Source organism: Bradyrhizobium sp. 930_D9_N1_4 (genome assembly GCF_052076015.1).
Lineage (GTDB): Bacteria > Pseudomonadota > Alphaproteobacteria > Rhizobiales > Xanthobacteraceae > Bradyrhizobium.
The window spans coordinates 3,047,870-3,069,248 of sequence record NZ_CP197236.1 but is presented as its reverse complement, the minus strand read 5'-3'; the positions used below and the strand labels follow the sequence as shown (position 1 = coordinate 3,069,248).

At 64.1% G+C, this 21,379-nt stretch carries 19 protein-coding genes and 1 pseudogene; 5 read left to right on the top strand and 15 right to left on the bottom strand.

Features of this window, described 5'->3' with window-relative positions; translation table 11 throughout:
- Positions 1-4: 4 nt before the first annotated feature.
- Positions 5-1,837 carry a flavin-containing monooxygenase gene (locus AB7532_RS14080; RefSeq protein WP_441235378.1) on the bottom strand — a complete coding sequence of 611 codons (1,833 nt, stop codon included), beginning with the start codon at positions 1,835-1,837 and terminating at the stop codon, positions 5-7.
- Between the two features lie 164 nt (positions 1,838-2,001).
- On the opposite strand from AB7532_RS14080, the gene AB7532_RS14075 reads away from it, so the two are divergent.
- Positions 2,002-3,627, top strand: coding sequence for a long-chain fatty acid--CoA ligase (locus AB7532_RS14075; RefSeq protein WP_441235377.1), 1,626 nt, complete (start codon positions 2,002-2,004; stop codon positions 3,625-3,627).
- Between the two features lie 102 nt (positions 3,628-3,729).
- Positions 3,730-4,839, top strand: coding sequence for a glycoside hydrolase family 172 protein (locus AB7532_RS14070; RefSeq protein ID WP_441235376.1), 1,110 nt, complete (start codon positions 3,730-3,732; stop codon positions 4,837-4,839).
- Positions 4,840-5,277: 438 nt separating this feature from the next.
- Here the strand turns inward: AB7532_RS14070 and AB7532_RS14065 are convergent.
- The 4 genes and pseudogenes from AB7532_RS14065 to AB7532_RS14050 form a co-directional block, all read right to left on the bottom strand.
- A pseudogene (locus AB7532_RS14065) lies at positions 5,278-5,458 on the bottom strand (porin); the annotation flags it as partial.
- 30 nt (positions 5,459-5,488) lie between these two features.
- Entirely contained in the window at positions 5,489-6,247 is a 759-nt protein-coding gene (locus AB7532_RS14060) for an outer membrane protein (RefSeq protein WP_441235375.1), read from the bottom strand.
- A 53-nt stretch (positions 6,248-6,300) separates the two neighbouring features.
- Positions 6,301-6,807 (bottom strand): porin, encoded by a 507-nt coding sequence (locus AB7532_RS14055; RefSeq protein ID WP_441235374.1) that lies wholly within the window; start codon positions 6,805-6,807, stop codon positions 6,301-6,303.
- A gap of 51 nt (positions 6,808-6,858) precedes the next feature.
- Positions 6,859-7,587, bottom strand: coding sequence for an outer membrane protein (locus AB7532_RS14050; RefSeq protein ID WP_441235373.1), 729 nt, complete (start codon positions 7,585-7,587; stop codon positions 6,859-6,861).
- 556 nt (positions 7,588-8,143) lie between these two features.
- Here AB7532_RS14050 and AB7532_RS14045 point away from each other — a divergent pair.
- On the top strand, positions 8,144-9,355 hold the full coding sequence (locus AB7532_RS14045; protein ID WP_441235372.1) for an acyl-CoA dehydrogenase family protein: 1,212 nt from the start codon (positions 8,144-8,146) through the stop codon (positions 9,353-9,355).
- Between the two features lie 196 nt (positions 9,356-9,551).
- On the opposite strand, the gene AB7532_RS14040 is transcribed toward AB7532_RS14045, so the two are convergent.
- The 9 genes from AB7532_RS14040 to AB7532_RS14000 all read right to left on the bottom strand — a co-directional run bounded on the left by AB7532_RS14040 (position 9,552) and on the right by AB7532_RS14000 (position 18,606).
- Positions 9,552-10,418 (bottom strand): efflux RND transporter periplasmic adaptor subunit, encoded by an 867-nt coding sequence (locus AB7532_RS14040; RefSeq protein ID WP_441235371.1) that lies wholly within the window; start codon positions 10,416-10,418, stop codon positions 9,552-9,554.
- Positions 10,415-10,621, bottom strand: a complete 207-nt coding sequence (locus tag AB7532_RS14035; RefSeq protein ID WP_441235370.1) for a DUF1656 domain-containing protein — start codon at positions 10,619-10,621, stop codon at positions 10,415-10,417. Before AB7532_RS14035 ends, AB7532_RS14040 begins: the two co-directional genes overlap by 4 nt.
- Positions 10,618-12,669: an FUSC family protein gene (locus AB7532_RS14030; protein WP_441235369.1), complete on the bottom strand. Its 2,052-nt coding sequence runs from the start codon at positions 12,667-12,669 to the stop codon at positions 10,618-10,620. The genes AB7532_RS14035 and AB7532_RS14030 overlap by 4 nt, the downstream gene beginning before the upstream one ends.
- A gap of 2 nt (positions 12,670-12,671) precedes the next feature.
- Positions 12,672-13,145 (bottom strand): MarR family winged helix-turn-helix transcriptional regulator, encoded by a 474-nt coding sequence (locus AB7532_RS14025; RefSeq protein WP_441235368.1) that lies wholly within the window; start codon positions 13,143-13,145, stop codon positions 12,672-12,674.
- Positions 13,146-13,396: 251 nt separating this feature from the next.
- Entirely contained in the window at positions 13,397-14,305 is a 909-nt protein-coding gene (locus tag AB7532_RS14020) for an amino acid ABC transporter substrate-binding protein (protein WP_441235367.1), read from the bottom strand.
- Between the two features lie 145 nt (positions 14,306-14,450).
- Positions 14,451-15,890 (bottom strand): amidohydrolase family protein, encoded by a 1,440-nt coding sequence (locus AB7532_RS14015; RefSeq protein ID WP_441235366.1) that lies wholly within the window; start codon positions 15,888-15,890, stop codon positions 14,451-14,453.
- Between the two features lie 16 nt (positions 15,891-15,906).
- Complete coding sequence (locus AB7532_RS14010; RefSeq protein ID WP_441235365.1) at positions 15,907-16,932, bottom strand: ABC transporter substrate-binding protein; 1,026 nt, start codon at positions 16,930-16,932, stop codon at positions 15,907-15,909.
- A gap of 40 nt (positions 16,933-16,972) precedes the next feature.
- Positions 16,973-17,749 (bottom strand): ABC transporter permease, encoded by a 777-nt coding sequence (locus AB7532_RS14005; RefSeq protein WP_441239272.1) that lies wholly within the window; start codon positions 17,747-17,749, stop codon positions 16,973-16,975.
- A gap of 2 nt (positions 17,750-17,751) precedes the next feature.
- Complete coding sequence (locus AB7532_RS14000) at positions 17,752-18,606, bottom strand: ABC transporter ATP-binding protein (RefSeq protein ID WP_441235364.1); 855 nt, start codon at positions 18,604-18,606, stop codon at positions 17,752-17,754.
- Positions 18,607-18,798: 192 nt separating this feature from the next.
- On the opposite strand from AB7532_RS14000, the gene AB7532_RS13995 reads away from it, so the two are divergent.
- Positions 18,799-19,557 (top strand): GntR family transcriptional regulator, encoded by a 759-nt coding sequence (locus AB7532_RS13995; protein WP_441235363.1) that lies wholly within the window; start codon positions 18,799-18,801, stop codon positions 19,555-19,557.
- Here AB7532_RS13995 and AB7532_RS13990 read toward each other — a convergent pair.
- Positions 19,554-19,970 carry a nuclear transport factor 2 family protein gene (locus AB7532_RS13990; protein ID WP_441235362.1) on the bottom strand — a complete coding sequence of 139 codons (417 nt, stop codon included), beginning with the start codon at positions 19,968-19,970 and terminating at the stop codon, positions 19,554-19,556. The genes AB7532_RS13995 and AB7532_RS13990 overlap by 4 nt on opposite strands.
- Before the next feature lie 147 nt (positions 19,971-20,117).
- Between AB7532_RS13990 and AB7532_RS13985 the strand changes: the two genes are divergently transcribed.
- A complete protein-coding gene (locus AB7532_RS13985; RefSeq protein WP_441235361.1) occupies positions 20,118-21,359 on the top strand; it encodes an amidohydrolase family protein in 1,242 nt (413 codons plus the stop codon).
- Positions 21,360-21,379 lie beyond the last annotated feature (20 nt).

The window sequence follows — 21,379 nt, the reverse complement described above, 5'->3', positions numbered from 1 at the left end:
CCGCTCAAGCCGAAACCTCGGGTGTCAATTCCAAGCCGTCGAGATTGCCCTCCTTGCGCCACTTATCGAGCAGCCGCAGGAACGCCACCGGGCCGCGCCAATATTGGCTGTTTCTCGCCGCGATCGGATCGAACACGCCTTCATTGTTGTAATAGCCGGGCGTGCATTCGGCCAGATAGTTCTGGCGGCCGAGCGCAGCCTTGACCACCTCATCGACCCAGGCGTTCTCGGCGGCAAGCGTCGGCTCCAGCGTTCGCGCCTTGCGCTTGCGCGCCTCGGCGATGACGTAGGCAATGTGCTGCGACTGCTCGTCGATGATGTGCGGGAAGTTGGCGCTCTGGCCGGCCTGCACCGTGACGATCAGGAAGCAGTTCGGGAAGCCGCGGCTGTAGAAGCCGTGCATCGTCTTGACGCCGTCGCGCCAGCGCTCGGACAGGCTGATGCCGTCGCGGCCATGGACCTCGAAGCCCATGCGGCGCGCATAGTCCGTGCCGACCTCGAAGCCGCTGGCATAGATCAGGCAGTCGAGCTCGTAGGCCTTGCCGTCGACCACCACGGCATTCTCGGTAACGCGCTCGACGCCCTGCCCTCTGGTGTCGACGAGATGTACGTTGGGACGGTTGAAGGTGTCGAGATATTCGTCGTGGAAGCACGGTCGCTTGCAGAACGCCTTGTACCAGGGCTTCAGCGCCGCCGCGGCGGCCTCGTCCTCGACGATCGCATCGACGCGCGCACGGATCTCCTCCATCTTGCGGTAGTCGGCCTGTTCGATGACCTTCAGCGCCTCCTCCATCGAGGTCACCGGCTGTGGCTGACGGCGCGGCGCCAGCAGGATCTCGCCGAGCAGCCCGGTCCAGCCGTCCTGCACCAGATCCCGCTCGAACGGCTCGCCTGAGATCACCGCCGTGAAATTGTCCATGCGCTCGCGCTGCCAGCCGGGTGTCAGGCTCTGCGCCCAACTCTGATCCGTCGGGCGGTCGTCGCGCACGCCGATCGCCGATGGCGTGCGCTGGAAGACGTAGAGCTCTTTTGCAGAACGGCCGAGATGCGGCACGCATTGCACGGCGGTGGCGCCGGTGCCGATGATGCCGACGCGCTTGTCGGCGAGCCCCGTCAGGCCGCCCTCGGCGGTGCCGCCGGTGTAGGCATAATCCCAGCGGCTGGTGTGGAAGCTGTGGCCCTTGAAACTCTTGATCCCGGGAATGCCCGGCAGCTTCGGACGGCTCAGCGGGCCGCCGGCGAGAATGACGAAGCGCGCGTGGATGCGATCGCCACGGTCGGTCTCGACCAGCCAGCGGGCTTCATCCTCCTGCCATTCCATCCGCGCGATGATCGTCTGGAACAGAGCGCGCTCATAGAGGCCGAAGTGCCGACCGATGCGGCGCGAATGTTCGTAGATCTCGGGCGCCCGCGCATATTTGCGCACCGGCATGTAACCCGTCTCTTCCAGCAGCGGCAGGTAGATGTAGCTCTCGGTGTCGCACGCCGCACCAGGGTAACGATTCCAGTACCAGGTGCCGCCGAAATCGGCGGCCTTTTCCACCATGCGAAAATCGTCGATGCCGGCCGCACGCAGGCGCGCGCCACACAAGAGACCGCCGAAGCCGCCGCCGACGATGAGCACTTCAGTCTGTTCGCTGACGGGCGCGCGTGCAAATCCGGGGTCGGCCCAGGGATCGTCGAGGTAGCGGCCGAAATCGCCTGATACCTCGACATATTGCGCCTTGCCCTCGGTGCGCAGGCGGCGATCGCGCTCGTCGCGATAGCGCGCGCGGAGTGCGGCAATGTCGACCTTAGGTTCGCCGGCTGCACCGGTCTTGTGTCTTTCCGCTGACATCGATTTCCTCCAGGGCGACGGCTGTTTCGGATCACTTAGCCTCGAAAAAGTGGCGCATGCAATCGCGTCCCATGCTTTTTGCGTGAATGCCGCGTGACGTTCCGCTAACCTCGCGCGCAAATCACAAGCATACGCCACGCAACGACGTGGCTGCGGAGGAGACCATGCAGGGATTGATGATGGACATGCCGCTGCTGATCAGCGGCCTGATCCAATATGCCGCCGACTATCACGGCGAAGCCGAAATCGTCGCGCGCGAGATCGAGGGCGACATCCATCGTTACACCTATGCGGACGCCCATCCCCGCATCAAGCGCATGGCGCTGGCGCTCAAGCGGCTCGGCATGAAGCAAGGCGACCGAGTCGGCACGCTGGCCTGGAATACGCACCGGCATTTCGAGATGTTCTATGCCGCGCCGGGCATGGGCTATGTGCTGCACACCGTCAACCCGCGGCTGTTTCCCGAACAGCTGGTCTACATCGTCAACCACGCCGAGGACCGGTTGCTGTTCATCGACCGCGCTACGCTGCCGCTGGTCGAGGCGATCGCGCCGCAGCTCAAGACGATCGAGGCCTTCGTCGTGATGTCCTCGCGCGAGCGGATGCCGGAGACGAAGCTTGCCAACGTGCATTGCTACGAGGACTTGCTGGAGAAGGAAAACGACGCCGGTTTCGCCTGGCCGGAGTTCGACGAAAAGTCCGCCTCCACCATCTGTTACACCTCGGGCACGACGGGCAATCCCAAGGGCGTGATCTATTCACACCGCGCCGCGATCCTGCAGACCATGACTTGCAGCAGTTTCGACTTCCTGCCCGGACATGTCGAAGGCGTGCGCGAGGTGATGATGCCGATGGCGCCGCTGTTCCACGGCAATGGCTGGAACATGCCATTCACCGCGCCCTATACGGGATCGAAGTTGGTGCTGCCCGGCCGCAACTACGAGCCCGACAAGCTCTATGAACTGCTCGAAGGCGAGAAAGTAACGCTGTCGGCGGGTGTGCCGAGCTTCTGGCTGATCCTGCTCGACTGGCTCGGCCGCACGGGGAATAAATTCACGACGCTCCGCGCGACGCTGTCGTCGGGCTCGGCACCGCCGCGCGCGATGGTCGAGAAGCTCAAGCGCGACTACGACATCGACTATATCCAGGCCTGGGGCATGACCGAGGCCCTGGGTTGCTCGATGCCGGGCTTGCGGCCGGGCTCCGAGCATCTCGGTGACAAGGAAAAATTCGACCGGCGCCAGGTCTCGGGCCGCGCCTGCTTCGGCACAGCCTTGCGAATTGTCGATGACGGCGGCACCGAGCTGCCGCGCGACGGCAAGACCGTCGGTCATCTGCGCGCCCGCGGTCCGTGGGTTGCCTCCGGCTACATGAAGTTGGAGGAAGGCCTCGACCGCGACGGCTGGCTGATCACCGGCGACATGGCCGTGATCGATCCACAAGGCCACGTCACGCTGACCGACCGCTCCAAGGACGTGATCAAATCCGGCGGCGAATGGATCTCCTCGATCCAGCTCGAGGATGTCGCCCTGTCTCATCCCGATGTGCTGCAGGCCGCCGTGGTCGCCATCAACCATGAGAAATGGCAGGAGCGTCCTTTGCTCCTCGTCGTCCGCAAGAAGGGCGCGACCGTCGACGGCAAGACCCTGCTCGACCACATGCGCCCGAAGATCGCGAGCTGGTGGATGCCGGATGCCGTCGAATTTCTGGACGAGTTTCCGATGACCGGCACCGGCAAGGTGCTGAAGTCCGCGCTGCGCGAGAAGTTCAGGGGGTATCGCGTCGCCTGAACTCGCGCGATCGCGCAGGTCTATTCCGTATGCGATCGTCTTCATCTTTTGGTAGATTTCGGAGCGATATATCGGAACGTCGTATCCCGTATCGAGGACCCAATGGCGTTTTCCGGATTGGGCCTGCATCTCGGCAATCTCTCGCGCCTGTCGAACGCGCAGACGCGCTCGATCAGCCCCGAGAACTTTTCGGGCGAAAAGGGCAAGGGCGGCATGTCCGTCGACGGCCCGGCCGCGCGCCAGGCCCGTGATCTCGGCCAAGGCTGGAAGGTCTCGCCCTATGTCGTGATCGAGCCCGGCGCGACCTTCACGCTCGCCGACATCGAGGGCCAGGGCGCGATCCAGCAGATCTGGATGACGCTGGCGCGCGGCCGTCTGCGCCACTCCATCCTGCGCGTCTACTGGGATGACCAAACGCTGCCGAGCGTGGAATGCCCGGCCGGCGATTTCTTTGCCTGCGGCTGGGAAGAGTTCGCGCAGGTGTCCTCGCTCGCGGTCTGCGTCAATCCCGGCCGCGCCTTCAACTGCTACTGGGAAATGCCGTTTCGCAAGCGCGCGCGATTCACGCTGGAGAACCGGAGCGAGGAGCAGCTCACCGTCTACTACCAGATCAACTATACGCTAACTGAAGTGCCCGAGGAGTGCGCTTACTTCCACGCGCAATTCCGGCGCACCAATCCGCTGCCCTACAAGGCGGTCTACACCATCCTCGATGGCGTCAGGGGCGCCGGCCACTATGTCGGCACCTACATGGCGTGGGGCGTCAACAACAACGGCTGGTGGGGCGAAGGCGAGATCAAGTTCTTCATCGACGGCGACGGTGAGTTTCCGACGATCTGCGGCACCGGCACCGAGGACTATTTTTGCGGGGCCTATAATTTCGATCCCCATGTCGCGCATGCCGGCCAGGGGCAATCCCGCTATTTGGAGTTCACCACGCCCTATGCCGGCCTGCCGCAGGTGATCCGCCCCGACGGCGTCTACAAATCGCAGCAGCGCTTCGGCCTGTACCGCTGGCACATCCCGGACCCCATCCGCTTCCGCAGCGATCTGCGCGTGACGATCCAGGCGCTGGGTTGGCTGCCCGGCGTCAAAGAAGCAAAGTATCTTCCGTTGCAGGACGACATCGCCTCGGTCGCGTTCTGGTACCAGACGCTGCCGACGGCGCCCTTCCCGACATTGCCCGGGCCGGATTATCTCGAAATCGGCTAGGCCGCCCTTCCCCACGTTCGCGAGATTTTACGCCGCCCGGACGTCATGAAGATCGTCCGGGCGGCGCCTTCGTGTTCAATGCCGGCTACCACGAGTACTGGAGGCCGACCCGTCCAAGTGCCCTGATGTCGCTCCACGACTGTGCCGGGATCGCCACGCCGAACTCCGTCGCCGTCCGGTTCGACGTGGACGTCAGGTTGCCGCGATCGAGACCGAGCGCGATGCCCATGGTCAGCGACAGGTTTCCCTGGATCCTGATCATGCCGACGGCACCGGCGGCATGCTGGCCGTCGAACACCGCCCAGTGCGTCGAGATCGCGTAGTTGGTCCCGTCAGGCAGGAACGGATTGACGAGCGAAGTCGCCATCGCGGTTCCCGTCGCTGCACGCGTGACCTGGCGCGCAATGTCGAACTGGCTCTGCACGGTCTGCGCCGCGTTCACGCAGGTGTCGGTCCCCGGGATGTAGAAAAAGCCCGCCCCGTAGAGCGAGCAGACTTTTTCGTATTCGACCACGGCATGGCCCGGCGTCGGGATCGCCAGAGCCAAGGCGGCAGTCGCGAAAACCGCGCGCAGGTCACGTCCGAGGACGCATCGTGCCGCGTTGATGAGCTTCCACATCTTTGTCTCCATCAATGACGGTCTTGCTGCTCAGTAACGAGCAACGATGGCATCGCCGTTGAAGCGGTAGTTCACGCCGAGCTTCACGAGATGGAGGTCATGGTCGACGTTCTGGGGGCTGATCCGTGTGCTCAGCGCGATCGCGGCCGGACCGAAATACAGATAGTCGTACTCCAGTCGCGCCGAGAGATTGTGCGTCAGCGCGTATTCAAGGCCGACGCCGCCGGTCAAACCGGTTCGCTGATGGTTGACGTCGAGCGGAGCAACCGTGCCGACAAAGGCCTGGTAGGCAACGTTGGCCCATGCAACGCCGCCTTTGGCGTAAGCCAGCACATTGTCAAACGCGTAGCCGATACGACCGGTGCCCGTCGCCAGTGCCTGGTACGACACTGAAAGGCCGGACACGATGGGGTTCGCAGGATCGAACGGCCGATTGCCCTTGATCGACGCCCAGGAGAGATCGAGTTCGGCGCCGACCACGATGTTGTCGAACTGCCAGTTGCCGCCAACCTGCGCACCTGCGAGCGCGCCCTTTGTATCCATCGTGAAGCGGTCTTGCGCGAATACGAAGCTCGGGTCGACGAGCCGGCTGCTGCCCATGCCATAACCGCCATGAGCGCCGATGTAGAAGCCGTTCCAGAGCGGCACCGGTGCGACGACCGGAGCCTTCACGGTCATGTCGGCTGCGCTCGCGGGTGTGACAATGAGGGGCATGGCCGCGAGAAGCGGCGTGGCGGCAGCAACGCAGGAAAGGAAGCGGCGCGCCGATCGCGAGAGAGAGATTGTCATGGGGTGATCTTTCAAAATGTCGGAATGAATTTGCGGAGCTGTTGTCGCGTGCTTCACCAGGCGTACATGAAGCCCGCGCGGCCGAGGCCGCGGACGTCGCTCCACGATTGCGCCGGGATCGCCGTGCCGAATTCCGTCTGCGTCCGATTGGTGAGGGACGTGAGGCTTCCCTTGTCGAGACCGAGCGAGAAGCCGCCCGAGAACACGAAATTGCCGGAGAGCCGGACCAGGCCGGAGAAACCCGCGGCATGCTGGCCGTCATAGGTCGCCCAATGGGTCGAGACCGCGTAGTTCGTGCCACCCGGAAGCCACGGCGCGACGAGCGACGCAGCCATCGCAGTGCCGGTCGACGCGCGGGTCTGCGCACGCGCGAGATCGAACTGGTTGGTCGCGATCTGGTTGGCGTTGGTGCAGGTGTCGGTGCCCGGAATGTAGAAGAAGCCGGCGCCGTACAAGGAGCAGACCTTGACGTATTCGACCGGCGCGGCGTGGCTTGGCACGGCGATCAAGGCGGCGAGGCCGGCGGTGACGACTGCGGCGATCCTGGACATGGCGGACATGATGTTGTCTCCGAGATTTTCTGTTGAATGTTGTTTCAATGTGCCGGGGACTTAACGCGGGAGGCCGTCGTCGCCGTTGAAGCGGATGTTGATGCCGGCCTTCACCACCTGGACGAAGTGCTTGATCTCGGACGTCGTGTCCGGGGTCACCCAGTGGAGCGTCTCGGTCGGGAGAAAGATCGCGTTGTATTCGACCTTGGCGGAGACGTTGCGCAGGAAGGCGACTTCCAAGCCGACGCCGCCGACGGCACCGAACAATTCGCGGTTGTAGTTGGTGATCTCCGGGGTGAACCGCGACGAGAGCTCCATGCGGGCATAGGCGGCACCGCCCTTCACGTAGGCGAGCCATTGGCCCGAGGCGTAGCCGACCCGGCCCGTTGCAGTCGCAAGCGCGGTGTAGCCGACCCCGTTAGTGGTGCTCGACGTGGAGAAGGGCGAGGTGCTGGTGTTGCCCTTCACGAAGGACCAGGAGCCGTCGACCTCGGCACCAAGGACATAGTTGCCCAGCTGCCAATTGTAGCCGAGCTGCCCGCCCGCGAGCGGTCCGTTGTAATAGGCAAAGAACGGATTGTTCGCGGGACTGTTGCTGGCGTCGCGAAACTCCGACTTGCCCCATCCCCATCCGCCGTGAACGCCGGCATAGAAGCCGGACCAGGAGACGACGGGTGAAGGCAGCGGGCCGCCTGCGAGAGCGGGGGAAGCGATGATCGCGCTCGCCGTTGCAACGGCGGCCGCGAACCTAATGCGGCGAGTTACGGAGCAGTTTGAATGTGCGCGCATGTTGAAGTCCATTTCTGGTTCTGGATTTGGGATTGCTTTGTCTGGGCTCTCTATTTTAAGTTGCTTTTGAAGTCGCGATATCATGGTCAAGGCCCTGCTTGCTTTTGAACGAACGAAACCGGCGATCGCGCAGCTCGCGGATCGACGTGAAGAACTATTGGTTGATGGAAGAACCCCAGCGCGGTCTGGGACAACATGGTCCGCGGCTGATCGATTGGCGAACTAGACGAACGCGATCCGCAAGGATGTGCGCCCGTAGCCCCCTCGTATTGTCATGACCGATGCCCCCACTTTTGATTGAGGCCGATCTTAGGCACGACCTTTCGGATTGCCAGTCGCGTCAAAGTCACAGTTGCTGATTGTTTCCAGCGCGCTTCTCATTCGATGCACAAACGCAAGACAACGCGTGAATGAGCGTTAATATCGCGGCGCAACAGTCGAACTCTCGCGCGATTTGCGCACGACGAGTCGATGAAAATACGATGTGGCGCGATTGCCGATGAGATTCGAATTTGCTCACAGCGCGGGGCGCTGATTGACCGACAGGAGACCTGAGATGCTCTACCCGATGTCGCCCAAAGTCGTCGAGCTCAAGCGCAAGCTCGAGAGTTTCATGGACCGGCACATCTATCCGAACGAGGAGCGCTTCTATCGCGAGGCCGAAGAACTCGGACCATGGAAGGTCTTTCCCATCGTCGAGGAGCTGAAACCGCTGGCGCGCGCGGAAGGCCTCTGGAATCTGTTCCTGCCGGAGTCCAGCCACGGCGCCGGCCTCACCAATCTCGAATACGCCCCGCTCTGTGAAGTCATGGGCCGCTCGCATCTCGCGCCCGAAGTGTTCAATTGCTCGGCGCCCGACACCGGCAACATGGAGGTGCTGGAGCGTTACGGCACGAGAGAGGACAAGGAGCGCTGGCTGAAGCCGCTGCTCGCGGGCGAAATCCGCTCCTGCTTCGCGATGACCGAGCCGGCCGTCGCATCGTCCGATGCGACCAACATCGAGAGCTCGATCGTGCGCGACGGCGACCATTACGTCATCAACGGCCGCAAATGGTACACGACCAATGCGACCGATCCGCGCTGCAAGATCTGCATCTTCATGGGCAAGACCGACCCCGACAATGCCGACCGCCACAAGCAGCAATCGATGATCCTGGTGCCGATGGACACGGGGGGCATCGAGGTGAAGCGCCCCCTGCCCGTGTTCGGCTTTTACGGCGTGCCTGATCGGGCCTCCGAGGTGATCTTCACCAATGTGCGCGTGCCCAAGGAGAACATGCTGCTCGGCGAGGGCCGCGGTTTCGAGATCGCGCAGGGCCGCCTCGGTCCCGGCCGCATCCATCACTGCATGCGGCTGATCGGCCTGTCCGAACGCACGCTGGAAAAGATGTGCCGCCGCGTCCGCAGCCGCGTCGCCTTCGGCAAGCCAGTCTCCGAGCAGACCGTGACGCAGGAGCGCATCGCGGAGGCCCGCATTATGATCGAGCAGGCGCGCCTGCTGACGCTCAACGCCGCCTACGCGATGGACACGGTCGGCAACAAGGTGGCGAAGGCCGAGATCGCGATGATCAAGGTCGCCGTGCCCAACATGGCTTGCCAGGTCATCGACTGGGCGATCCAGGCCCATGGCGGCGGCGGCACGTCAAACGATTTCGGACTGACGCAGGCCTATGCAACGGCGCGGCTGCTGCGGCTGGCGGACGGACCGGACGAGGTGCATCGGAACCAGATCGCGCGGTTCGAGCTGAAGAAATATTCGAACGCTTGATCCTTGCTCGTGAGGCGACGGCAGTGCCCTCTTCCCTTCTCGCCTTGCGGGAGAAGGTGGCGCGAAGCGCCGGATGAGGGGTATCTCTCCGCCCGGTAAGCGCGGAGACATACCTTTCACCCAAGTGAGCTTGTGTCTACGAGCGGAGATGCCCTCTCCCGCAAGGGGAGAGGGCGCAGTCATGCACAGCGGCCCTTCAGTTCAACACCTCCACCGTCGCCGAACGTCCTGCAACCAGCGACATCCCGGCCGGCACCGGATCGAGCGCGATGCGGACCGGCACGCGTTGCGCCAGACGTACCCAGCTGAAGGTCGGATTGACGTTCGCAAGCATGCTGGCGCCCTCCGCACGGTCGCGATCCTCGATGCCGGCGGCGATGCTTTCGACGCGGCCCGACAGCGTCACCTTCTCGCCCATCAGGCGGATTTGCACCTTGTCGCCGACGCGGATGCGCGCGAGTTTTGTCTCCTCGAAATAGCCTTCGACGTGCAGCGTGTCGGTGTCTACCAGCGCCATCACGCCCTTCCCGGCCGTAACGTAGGCACCGGGGCGCAAATCCATATTGGTGATGACGCCATTCACGGAGGCATGAACCTCGCTGCGGTCGAGATTGAGCTGGGCGACCGCACGGTCGGCGACAGCCGCATCGAACGACGCCTTGGCCTGGAGCTGCGTGGCCAGCACCTGCTCCTGCTTCTGCTGCGACACCGCGTCGGTCGTCAGCGCGCTGTAGCGCTTCAGATCGGCATTGGCCTGATCGAGCGTGGCCTGATGACCCGCGACCGACGCATCAGCCTGCCGTAGCGCCAGCGCAAAACGTTCGCGGTCGATCCTGAACAGAACGTCGCCGCGGCGGACCTTCTGGTTGTCCTTGACCAGCACCTCGGTGACGAAGCCCGACACATCGGGCGCAACCTGCACCACGTCGGCGCGCACGCGGCCGTCGCGGGTCCAGGGCTGTTCCATGTAATAGACCCACAGCTCGCGGCCAACGGCGAGCGCGGCCACGACGGCCAGCACGGTCAACGCGAGGCGGCCAAGCCAGGCAAGATTCCCCTTCATGACAAAAACTCCGAGAGATAGACGACGACGCCGAGCAGGCAGACGAAGATCGCGAAATCGAACAGCGCACGATGCCAGACCAGCTGGTACAGGTCGAAGCGCTGCATGAGCCGGCGCAGCACCGCGCTCAGCGCATAGGCGACGATGATCCACAGCAGCAGCGCCGGCACCAGCACGCCGTAGATGTCGATGACGTATCTCATGCCGCAGCACTCTCGCCTGCACGCGGCCGATAGGCCGGTGCGTCCGGAAACAGCCCGCGGCGAATGCCGACGAGGCCGATCAGCGCATCCTCGCGCGCCTTTTCGTTGGGATCCTTCACGGCTTGCGCGAGGGCCCTGTCGACGCTTGTCAGCAATTCGAGCGGCATGCCGCCGCCGGCAAATTTGCGGCAGGCAATGGCGAGCCGGTCGAGCATGTCGTCGATGACGGAGATGGTCGGCACCGCGAGGCCGTAGCGCGCCCGGCGCAGATCGATGATGTTGATCCCGATCCGGAGCTGGACCAGGCTGTCGGTGTCGCGGCGATCGCTCTCGGACAGAAAGGCGATGCGCTGAACCAGAAGCCCGAGCCGGTGCAGCATGAGTCCTGCGAACTCGGCACGGTCACGCTTGCCGCGCCGCTCGGCGGCGATGGCGAGCGTGGTCCAGTTCGACAGCACCAGCCGATTGGCGATCCACTCCGCACCCACCCCGCGCGCGATCCGCGTCACGAGCTCGGCGATGACGACTCCGACGAAGAAGGCGACGGCGGAATTGGCGTAAGACGCGAAATCCGCGTTGTAGGTCGATTGCAGCGCCAGCAAAGTTGCGGTGTTGGCCGCCAGCGCCAGGCCGGTGCCGGCCGTCGCCGGCCGTGCGATCAGGAAGCCATAGAGCAGGAAGGTCGGCGCCAGCGCGACGACCAGGACCTCGAGATGGGAGATCGCCGGCACCAGCGCGAACAGATAGATCGCAACGACGACGATGGCGACCAGCGACCACAGGCCAAAGCTGCGGATGAAGCGCGCAGGCTCGTCCTGTGCGGCGAAGAACGAGCATGCGACCGCCGCCATCATCGGCGCCGAGGCGCCATCCGGCCAGCCGGTGCCAATCCAGAACGCGCAGCAGATCAGGATGGCCGTGGCCGCACCGGCCGCCGACCACAAGGCGAGGCCGCGATCCCTGTGACGTACGGGCGCGGCGCCGGCCTCGGACTGAAAAGCGAGATCGAGCGTTGAAACGTCGCGGCCCTCGGCAATCGCCTCGGTCAGCGTGCGGCAGTCCCGCGAAAGATCGACCAGCTCGCGCAACCGCAATAACAGGCTGGTGGTGATGATCCGCTCCCAGGAGGCGTCGTCATCCAGCACGGCCTGCCGCTCTGCAATCATCGCCCTGATACGCTCGACCGGCTGCCGCGCACCGACATCGCTCACGATCCATTGCGCCAGATCGTCCAGCAGCCGCTTCAACTCCGGCTGCCGGCGCAAGGCCTCCTCCCCCAGCGCGACCAGCCGGTCCTCCAGCGAGGCGATCACCGGCAGCAGCATCAGCATGCGCAGCCTGATCTCGCCGAGACCGCTCGCCGCATGGCGGTCGGTCAGCCGGTCATAGGCGAGATGGGTGGACAGCGTGTCGATCTCGACGATGTCGGTGGCAAGCTTGAGGCGCCTGGGGCGGCGGGATTCGCTGGTGCCGTCCCGCAACAACACGGCCTGGCTGAGACGACGCGCATCAGCCAGCCAGAGATCGACGCGGTTTGCCACCGCAGGTGCAACGCTACGGGGAAAGACGATGGTGGAGACGAGACTGGCGCAGATGATGCCGAGGCAAATCTCCTCCACCCGCGCAACGGCGGTATCGAAGATCGCGCCGGGTTCCGACACCGCGGGAAAGCCGATCAGCGCGACCGTGTATCCGGCCAGCATGAAGACGTAGCTGCGCGGCGTGCCGTCGAGCAGCGACAGATAGAGGCAGAGGCCAACCCAGAGTGCGATGGCAAGGCAGAGCAATTCCGGCGCATTGATCAGGTTCGGCACCAGGATCACCGTCATGATCGCGCCGGCCAGCGTGCCCATGACGCGGAAGAAGGCCTTGGAGCTGGTCGCACCGGCCAGCGGCTGCGAGGTGATGTAGACCGTCGCCATCGCCCAATAGGGCCGCGGCAAATCCATCGCCAGCGCGATGACGAGCGCCAGGATCGACGCTGCAAACGTCTTCAAAGCAAAAATGAGGTCCGCATGGCGGACCAGGAACGGCTCATCCGCGCGCATGGCTACTTCGTCTCTGGACCCGTCTTGCTGTTTTGCAGACGGCTGGCTCGCTGTTCGATGCGCTGAAGCGTCTCGAAGGTTATCGCAAGTTCTTCTGTACCGATATCCTTGAGGAGGCTGGCCCGAACGCGCCGCAGGATCCGGTTGGTCTCCTCGAGCTTGGCCTCGCCGGCCTTGGTGAGATGTAACGTTTTGGCACGACGATCGGTGGGATCTTCGCGGCGCTCCACCAGACCCTCGGCCTGGAGCAGATCGATCAGCCGGACCAGCGACGGCCCCTCGATGCCGAGCTCATCGGCGAGCACGCCCTGCCGCACGTTCTCGCCCTGGCGCGACAGCACCAGCAACGGAATCGCGGTCGCATAGGACAGGCCGTGATCGGACAGCGCCTGATCCGACTCACGACGCCAGATGCGGCCAAGGCGGGTGACGAGCCGGCCGATTTCGGCATGGATATGACCCTGCGACGGTGCCATGTAAATTAGATAGGACGCGAACTATTAGGCTACAACCATGTAGCGTCCCAGATTGCTGCCGATCACGCAAAAGCGAACGAGGCCAGTTCAGTTGGCCCCGGGTTCCGCGACCGAAGCACGGGAGGCGACAGCAGGCGAAAGCACGCTGGCGCTGATCCCGCCCCTTGAGGAGACCGCTGCAAGCGGTCGTCCCGAAGGACGAGGCGCTTGCCCGGACGACGCCACATCGTATCCGGTAGAGCGCCCTCGCCTCACTTCACCAGATAAACGTCAGGATCAGCGCTCGAGCTCGGCGTCTTAAAGGCCTGGCGCAGGGCCGCCGAGATCGGGACGTTGTAGTTGATCCCGTTGGGCGGCGTCGGCGATTCCAGCCACTTCCTGTAGAGGACCTCGATCTCCGGGCTTGCGTAGAGCTCCGCGGTCGCGCGATCGGCCAGCGCCTTGAACGGCGCATCCTCTCGCCGCAGCATGATGCCAAAGGGCTCGGCCTTTGCAAACGTCTCCTCGCTGATCATGAACAGCGCCGGCTCCTTCGAACGCGCAATGGCGACCGCGAGCTGCACGTCGTCGAGCGCATAAGCCTGGGCGCGGTCGGTCTCCAGAAGCAGGAAGGCTTCGGCCTGGTCCACGGCCGGCATGATCCTGATGCCGAGATTGCGCTCGGTGTTGACCTTGGCGAGCTGGGTCAAGTTGACCGATCCCGCCACCGCCGTGACCGCCTTGCCCTTGAGATCGTCGATGGTGTTGATCTTGGCCGCCTTCTTGGCGGCGAACCGGGTCGCGCTCAGGAAGTGCGTGTTGGTGAAGGCGACCTGCTTCTGGCGGTCGGCATTGTTGGTGGTCGCGGAGCAATGCAGGTCGAGCGTGTTGTTGACCATCAACGGAATGCGGTTCGACGAGGTCACGGCGAGATAGTCGACGGCGATGTCGGGCATGCCGAGCTGCTTCTTCACGGCGTCGACGATCTTGAGGCAGATATCCATGGCGAAGCCGACCGGCTTCTGGTTGCCGTCGAGATAGCTGAAGGGAACGGACGCTTCCTGATAGCCCAGCGTGATCTTTTTGGTCTCCTTGACCTTCTGGAGCGTACCCGTGAGGTCTTCGGCGGAGGCTGCACCGGCAAGACATGTGACGGCCAGGAGAACAATGGGAAGACGCATCGGGGGCTCCTCGAGGGGGTCATGGGTTGCGCCTGCGCGCAGCCGCGCGTGTGATAGCCCAGAGCCGGACCCACCGCCAGACGCGGTTCCGCCTATCAGCTATCGCGGTTTTATATCGGCCGAAAAAGAGCGTTGCGCCGCAGGCCTATTCGCAGGTGAGCTGCTGCTCGAACCAGCCGCCCAGCCGTTCCGCCAGCCCCGGCCACATCCGCTGGAAGCTTCCGAGCTTGCCGGCATTGGCGCGGTACAGACCCCGCAATTCCTGCTCGATGGCCGGCAGATCAACGCCGGAGCAGACCCCGTCCCGCGCAACCGTCCTGCCGGCGATGACGACCTCCTTCACCAGCGACGCATTGCCACGCGCGAACAGCAGCGCCATGGGATCGACCGGCATGATCCGGTCGCGGTCGAGCCGGTCGAGATCGATCACGACATAGTCGGCGGGGTTACCCGCCATGAGCTCGCCGCTGCCCGGCGCGCCGGTGGCGCGGCGGCCATTGCGGATCGCGAGTGCGAACATCTCGGCCGGCGTCCATGTCTGCTTGAAGCCGAGGCCGCCATGGACCATCTGCACCAGCCGCATCTCGCGCAGGATGTCGTCGTCCTCGTCGAGCGCGAGACCGTCGACGCCGACCGCGATGGCGCAGCCGCACCTGTGCGCGGCGGCGATCGGGGCGAGACCCGAGCGCAGATGCATGTTCGAGCTGAAATTGGTGACGATGCGCGCACCTGACGCCGCGATCATCTCCAGCTCATCCGGCCTTGCGTGGATGCAGTGCGCCAGCGTCAGCCGCCCCGAGAGAAAGCCGATGTCGCGCAGCCACCGCACCATGTCCGGAAAGTGCTGATCGGCCCAGGCGCGCTGATAAACCGTTTCCAGCAGATGCATGTGAATGCGGCGGCCGGTCTGCGCCGAATTCTCGGCAACCGCCTCCAGCAGCGGCTTCGAGCACCATTGCACGCCGGCGGGCCCGAGCTGCACGTCGATCGTGGGCCCCGCAATGGCCGCCGCAATCGCGTCGATCAGCTCGATATACGCTCCCGGCGACATCGGCGCGCGGACGAAGAGGTCCTCGATGGTCTTGCGATCGGCCCTGTGAAGGCCGGAGAGCACCGGCTCGGCATCGCCATAGACGATCGGATTCTGGTCGCGCACAGCCAGCGCAAAGGCCATGCGGATGCCGACGTCGGACGCGGCCCTCGCAATGGCCCTGGCTTCATCGACCAAAGGCATCGTCCCGCTCGGTCGGGTGTAGTGCACCATCATGGCCGCGCAGCCGGCCCTGGCCGAACGGGCCAGCGCGGACGCCGCAGTCAGATAGGGATCGACCGGCGTGCCGAGCGCGCTCCGCAGGATCCAGCTTTCCAGCGGCATGCCGATCGCGCCGAAGGACGACGCGGTGGCGCGGGCGTGGTCATGGGCGTTGACGAAGGCCGGAATGACGAAGGCGCGCGGGCCATGGGCAAGCCCCGCTCCCTCCGAGATGCCGGTGATGACACCGCCATCGTGCCGCAACACGACGTTGTCGCTGATGGCGAGGTCCGGGCCACGGAACAGGCTGCTTGCCGAAATCTCCGTGGCCATGATCGTCTCTCCGAACTCAGTTGGCCGTATACACCAACTCCCGCTCCGCACGCGGCGGCAGGAACTCGCGCGAGAACACCTCGGCTGGCGTCGGCGTGCGGGCGAGCTGATAGCCCTCGACCACGATGCCGATGGCGCGCGTCATGCGGTCGTCCTTGATGTCGCCGATGCCGATCTCCTTCATCTCGGGCGAGACGATCAGCTTGTCGAAGGAATATTGCAGCCGGCGCTTCTCGACGGCGACGTCGATCAGATTGTCGTAGTTCAGCGCCGCCTTCATCCCGGCGTTCTGGTCCTTGGCAACCGCGATCGCCCCCTTGTTGATGGCGCGCACAAGGCCGGCCACCGCCTTCGGGTTCGACGCGATCAGCTTCTTCGAGACCATCACGCCGTTCGAATAAAGATCGAGGCCGTACTCACCGAACGAGAACCATTTGAAATCCTTGTCCGGGTCCTGGCGGTTGAGCACCAGGTTGAAGTAGCTGGTGATGTTGAACACGAGGGCCGCGTCGATGTCGCCCTTGATCAGCATCGGCTCCTGAAGGTTCGGGGCCATGTTGGAGATCTTGATCTTCTCGCCATCGAGCCCATTCTTGCGGTTGAACACCGGCAACAGGCGCGTCGTCGGCGTGCCCTGCGCACCGCCGAGGGTGTGGCCCTCGAAATCCTTGATGGTGTTGATGCCGCTGCTCTTCTTGGCGACGATCGCGAAGGGCGGCTGGTTCCACATCATGTAGACCATGACGGGGGCGTCCTGCGGCTTGGTCGAGGCGTTCTGGATGATGGCGTTGACGTCGCCGAAGCCGGCGTCATAGGCGCCCGACATCACGCGCGTGACGGTGGCGCCGGAGCCCTCGCCCTGGTCGATGACGACGTTGAGGCCTTCATCTTTGAAATAGCCGTTGTCCTTGGCATAGAAGAACGCGGCATCGCTGCCTTGCGTCTTCCAGCCCAGCGTGAACTTGATCGTGGTTTCCTGGGCCATCGCGGCGCCCGTCGACAGGGCCAATCCCAGCAGTGCGGCAGTTGCTTTTCTCAACATCGAGACCTCCTCAAGCTTCGTTGCATGACGGTTCAGACAATCAGGTGGCGATCACGTCGTTCTTGCGCGTGGCCCAGCCGGTGACGCGGCCCTCGATCAACGAGAACACGGCGTAGAGTGCGACGCCGAGACCGGCGAGCACAAACAGGCCCGCGAACACCAGCGGCACGTTGAAATTGGAGGACGCGGTCATCATGACGTTGCCGATGCCGCGGTTGGAGGCGACCGTCTCCGACAGCACCGCGCCGACGAAGGCGTAGGAGATCGCGACCTTCAGCGAGGCGAAGAAGAACGGCATCGTCCTGGGCAGACCGACGTTCCAGAGGATGTCGAGCTTGCTGGCGCCGAGTGCCTTCAGCACGTCCTCGAGTTCGGGCTCGGTGGTCGCAAGACCCGTCGCAATGTTGACGACGATCGGAAAGAAGCAGATCGAGAGCGCCGTCAGCACGGCCGGCACCGTGCCCGAGCCGAACCACAGCACGAAGATCGGCACCACCGCGACCTTGGGGATCGAGGAGAATCCGATCAGCAGTGGATAGCAGGTGTCATAGGCGGTCCTGGACACACCAATGATGGCGCCCAGGGCGACGCCGAGCGCGACGCCGAGAACGAAGCCGAGCATAGTGGTGGCCAGCGTCTGCACGATATGCGGCCACAGCACCGGGAAGCGTTGGAACAGCGTGACGAACACCTGCGAGGGCCGCGGCAGCACCAGGTCCGACATGCCCGTCATCAGGCAGAACAGCTCCCAGGCGACGAAGAACAGCACGATCAGCCCCGCCGACCACGCCTTCTGCCTGATATTGATCCCGAACATCATCAGGCTGTCCCCTGCTGGGCTGCGCTCCGCGCATCCTCGATGAAAGCGCGCAGTTTCTGATTCAGCGCGACGAAATCCGGCTCGAAGGTCATCGCGACGGTGCGCGGTCGCGCGAATTCGACGCGGCTGTCGTCGAGGATGCGGCCCGGCCGCGCGCTCATCACGCAGATGCGGCTGGCGAGGAATCCTGCCTCGCGCAGATCATGCGTCACCAACAGCACCGTCGGCTTGTGCGTCATCCAGAGGTTTTGCAGGATCGCCCACAGCTCCTCGCGCGTGAACTGGTCGAGCGCGCCGAAGGGCTCGTCGAGCAGCAGCATGCGCGGCTCGTGGATCAGCGCGCGGCAGAGATTGGCGCGCTGAAGCATGCCGCCGGAGAGCTGCCAAGGATAATGGCTGCCGAAGCCCTTGAGACCGACCTGATCCAGCAGCGCATTGGCCTTGTCGCGAAACTTGGTCTTGCGCAGCTTGCGGAAGTTGGAGCGAAACGGCTCGACGATCTTCAGCGGCAGCATGATGTTCCGCTCGATCGTCATCCACGGCAGCATGGTCGGATTCTGGAACGCCATGCCAACGCGCAACGCGCGCGCCGCGACCTCGCGGCCGCCGACGATGACGACGCCGCTGGTCGGCTGCACCAGGCCGCTGACCAGACGCAGAATGGTCGATTTGCCGCATCCTGATGGCCCGACCAGTGCGACAAACTCGCCATCGGCTATCTTCAGCGTGGTCTTCGACAGAGCGGGCACGGCGCGGTCGCCGCGCCCGAAGGTCACGGAGGCTTCGGACAGTTCGATGGCTGTCGCGGCGGGAACGGGCTGGCCGTCGAATTGGACGTTGGGTTGCATGCGCATCACAGCAAAAGTGTATGCAAGCTGGATGCCAGTGATCAGCTCCCGCAAAATCAATGATTTGGGCAAATGGCCCGCCGAACGACCGGATTCGATTTAGGCAATCCGGGCATCAAACTGCATGCAATTGGAGCGCTGGATTGCTGCGGGGCTGTGCTAGAGAGAGATTTCGACCCTCTCCGCAAGGATTCGCCGATGGCGGCGCGCCCCACCAGCAAGACTTCTGAATCGTCCGACAAGGTCAGCGTGATCTGCCGCGCGCTGCGCCGCGCGATCATCGAGCAGGCGCTGGAGCCCGGCGCCAAGCTGCCGGAGGATTCGCTCGGCGAGCGTTTCGGCGTGAGCCGCACCATTGCCCGCCACGCGCTGGGCCAGCTCGCCGCCGAAGGCCTTGTCGAACTGCGCCGCAACCGCATCGCGGTGGTGGCGACGCCGAGCTGGCAGGAAGCGCGCGATGCCTTCGACATCCGCATCGAGCTCGAACGCCTGGTGGTGCGCCAGCTCGCGGGCAAGCTGACCAAGGCACAGATCGCCGAATTGAACGCCCATGTCGATGCCGAGGACCGCGCACGCGGCGGCACGGATGCGGTGTCGATCCGGCTCGCCACCGAATTCCACATCCTGCTCGCACAGATGACGAGCAGTCCGATCCTGGTGCGTTATGTCAGCGAGGTCGCCTATCGTTGCTGCCTGACGCTGTCGCTCTACAGCCGGCCGCATTCGACGGAATGCGCCATCAACGAGCACCGCGCGATCATTTCAGCACTGGCCAAGGGCGACGAGGCCAGGGTGATGGAATTGATGCATCATCACCTCGATTCCGTGGCCAACCGCGCGCTGGTCGCCCCCACCCCGCAGCGCGGCCGCGACCTGCTCGATATCCTCGCGCCCTATGCCGACGACGTCGCCAGCGACCGCGTCGTCAAGTTGCCGAAGGTCGCGCGAAGAGGTTAGGCCTCGATTCCGCGCTGGACGAGGATGCGCTCGGCGCTGTCGTTCCAGACGTCCATTTTCACGATCTGGCCGCCCTTGACGACGAAGCGGTCGACGTAGCGATTGCCTTCGAACGGCGTGCCGTCCATCCACTCGCCATAGAGCGTGCCGACGCTGTAGACGACGGTCTCGTCCGCCCCCGGGCAGACGTCGAACCGGTCCATCTTCTTCTTCACCCAGCGATAGCGTTTTGCGTTGAAACCGGTCGGCCCGCGTGGATGATCGAATTCGCGGCCGCCGGTAAACGTGATCACCGTGCCCGGCTTCATATGGGCCGCGGCGGCGTCGGGATCGGGTATCATCGAGGCCGTGAGATAGGCCTCCACGATCTCGGCGTCGGTCATCGGGCGATCGGCTTTTGCGGGGGCGGACATGTGGGTTCTCCGGGGTGGAGGCATTCTACAATCCACACCTCAAACTGCATGCACATTTTTTGAACAATTTGATGGCAGAACTGCACACAATCTGGAGCTGCCGGCTCCAACACCTTCCGCTAGGCTATCACAGTTGAATCCGACGCCATGACCAGCCAGACCGCCTTCGACCTGATCTTCCGGAACGCGCTGTTGCGCTCATCCGCCGCACCCGTCGATATCGGCGTGAAGGGCGGCCGCATCGCTGCGATCGCGCCAAAGCTCGCCTGCGAGGCGGTCGAGGTCGATGTCGGCGGGCACCTCGCCCTGCCCGGCTTCGTCGACACCCACATCCATCTCGACAAGGCCTGCCTGCTCGGCCGCTGTGGGCACAATCACGGCAGCGTCTCGGAGGCGATCCGCGCCGTTGCCGGGATGAAGAAGGATTTTACCGTCGAGGACGTCTATGCGCGCGGCGCCCGCGTGCTCGAACGCGCTATCGTGCACGGCACGACGCGCATGCGCACGCATGTCGAGATCGATCCGCGCATCGGCCTCCGCGGCTTTGAGGCGATCAAGTCGCTCAAGCACGACTACGCCTGGGCAATCGATCTTTCGCTCTGCGTCTTCCCGCAGGAGGGCCTGACCAACGATCCCGGCAGCGATGAGCTGCTGGTCCAGGCGCTGCGCAATGGCGGCCAAGCGATCGGCGGTTGTCCCTATATGGACACCGACCCGAACGCCCACCTCGCACGCATCTTCGACCTCGCGCAGGAGTTTGATATCGACGTCGATCTCCATCTCGACTTCGACCTCGATCCGTCCTGGTGGCATCTCGACGAGGTCTGCCGGCAGACCGAGCGGCGCAATTACGGCGGACGGGTTGCGATTGGACACGCCACAAAACTCTCGGCCTTGCCGCCGGAGCGGATGAAGGCCGCCACCGCGCAACTGGCGAAAGCCGGCGTCGCCGTCACCGTGCTGCCCGCGACCGATCTTTACCTCATGGGCCGCGACGCCACCCATAACGTGCCGCGCGGGCTGACGCTTGCCCACAAGCTCGCCGGCGATGGCGTGCTGTGCTCGGTCGCCACCAACAACGTGCTCAACCCGTTCACGCCCTTCGGCGATGCCTCGCTGCTGCGGATGACAAATTTCTACGCCAACGTCGCGCACGCCTCGGTCAGCGATTTCGACACCTGCCTCGATCTCGTCACCGAACTGCCGGCGCGGCTGATGAACCTCGGCGACTACGGCCTCAAGATCGGCAACCCAGCCGATCTCATCGTGCTCGACACCCAGGACAGTCGTTTTGCCATTGCCGAGCTGCCGGATATCGTGATGGGCTTCAAGAATGGACGACAGACTTTTGTGCGGCATCGGCCCGAACTGTTCCGCCCAAGGATCTAGATCCACCAACGGAGGAACCA

Excerpts from the sequence above, each read along its gene's own strand:
- AB7532_RS14055 (WP_441235374.1), bottom strand. The coding sequence starts at position 6,807 with ATGTCCGCCATGTCCAGGATCGCCGCAGTCGTCACCGCCGGCCTCGCC.
- AB7532_RS14025 (WP_441235368.1), bottom strand. The coding sequence starts at position 13,145 with ATGGCACCGTCGCAGGGTCATATCCATGCCGAAATCGGCCGGCTCGTC.
- AB7532_RS14020 (WP_441235367.1), bottom strand. The coding sequence starts at position 14,305 with ATGCGTCTTCCCATTGTTCTCCTGGCCGTCACATGTCTTGCCGGTGCA.
- AB7532_RS14050 (WP_441235373.1), bottom strand. The coding sequence starts at position 7,587 with ATGCGCGCACATTCAAACTGCTCCGTAACTCGCCGCATTAGGTTCGCG.
- AB7532_RS13995 (WP_441235363.1), top strand. The coding sequence starts at position 18,799 with ATGGCGGCGCGCCCCACCAGCAAGACTTCTGAATCGTCCGACAAGGTC.
- AB7532_RS14015 (WP_441235366.1), bottom strand. The coding sequence starts at position 15,890 with ATGGCCACGGAGATTTCGGCAAGCAGCCTGTTCCGTGGCCCGGACCTC.
- AB7532_RS13990 (WP_441235362.1), bottom strand. The coding sequence starts at position 19,970 with ATGTCCGCCCCCGCAAAAGCCGATCGCCCGATGACCGACGCCGAGATC.
- AB7532_RS14005 (WP_441239272.1), bottom strand. The coding sequence starts at position 17,749 with ATGTTCGGGATCAATATCAGGCAGAAGGCGTGGTCGGCGGGGCTGATC.
- AB7532_RS14045 (WP_441235372.1), top strand. The coding sequence starts at position 8,144 with ATGCTCTACCCGATGTCGCCCAAAGTCGTCGAGCTCAAGCGCAAGCTC.
- AB7532_RS14060 (WP_441235375.1), bottom strand. The coding sequence starts at position 6,247 with ATGACAATCTCTCTCTCGCGATCGGCGCGCCGCTTCCTTTCCTGCGTT.
- AB7532_RS14080 (WP_441235378.1), bottom strand. The coding sequence starts at position 1,837 with ATGTCAGCGGAAAGACACAAGACCGGTGCAGCCGGCGAACCTAAGGTC.
- AB7532_RS14030 (WP_441235369.1), bottom strand. The coding sequence starts at position 12,669 with ATGCGCGCGGATGAGCCGTTCCTGGTCCGCCATGCGGACCTCATTTTT.
- AB7532_RS14040 (WP_441235371.1), bottom strand. The coding sequence starts at position 10,418 with ATGAAGGGGAATCTTGCCTGGCTTGGCCGCCTCGCGTTGACCGTGCTG.
- AB7532_RS14075 (WP_441235377.1), top strand. The coding sequence starts at position 2,002 with ATGCAGGGATTGATGATGGACATGCCGCTGCTGATCAGCGGCCTGATC.
- AB7532_RS14000 (WP_441235364.1), bottom strand. The coding sequence starts at position 18,606 with ATGCGCATGCAACCCAACGTCCAATTCGACGGCCAGCCCGTTCCCGCC.
- AB7532_RS14070 (WP_441235376.1), top strand. The coding sequence starts at position 3,730 with ATGGCGTTTTCCGGATTGGGCCTGCATCTCGGCAATCTCTCGCGCCTG.
- AB7532_RS14035 (WP_441235370.1), bottom strand. The coding sequence starts at position 10,621 with ATGAGATACGTCATCGACATCTACGGCGTGCTGGTGCCGGCGCTGCTG.
- AB7532_RS14010 (WP_441235365.1), bottom strand. The coding sequence starts at position 16,932 with ATGTTGAGAAAAGCAACTGCCGCACTGCTGGGATTGGCCCTGTCGACG.
- AB7532_RS13985 (WP_441235361.1), top strand. The coding sequence starts at position 20,118 with ATGACCAGCCAGACCGCCTTCGACCTGATCTTCCGGAACGCGCTGTTG.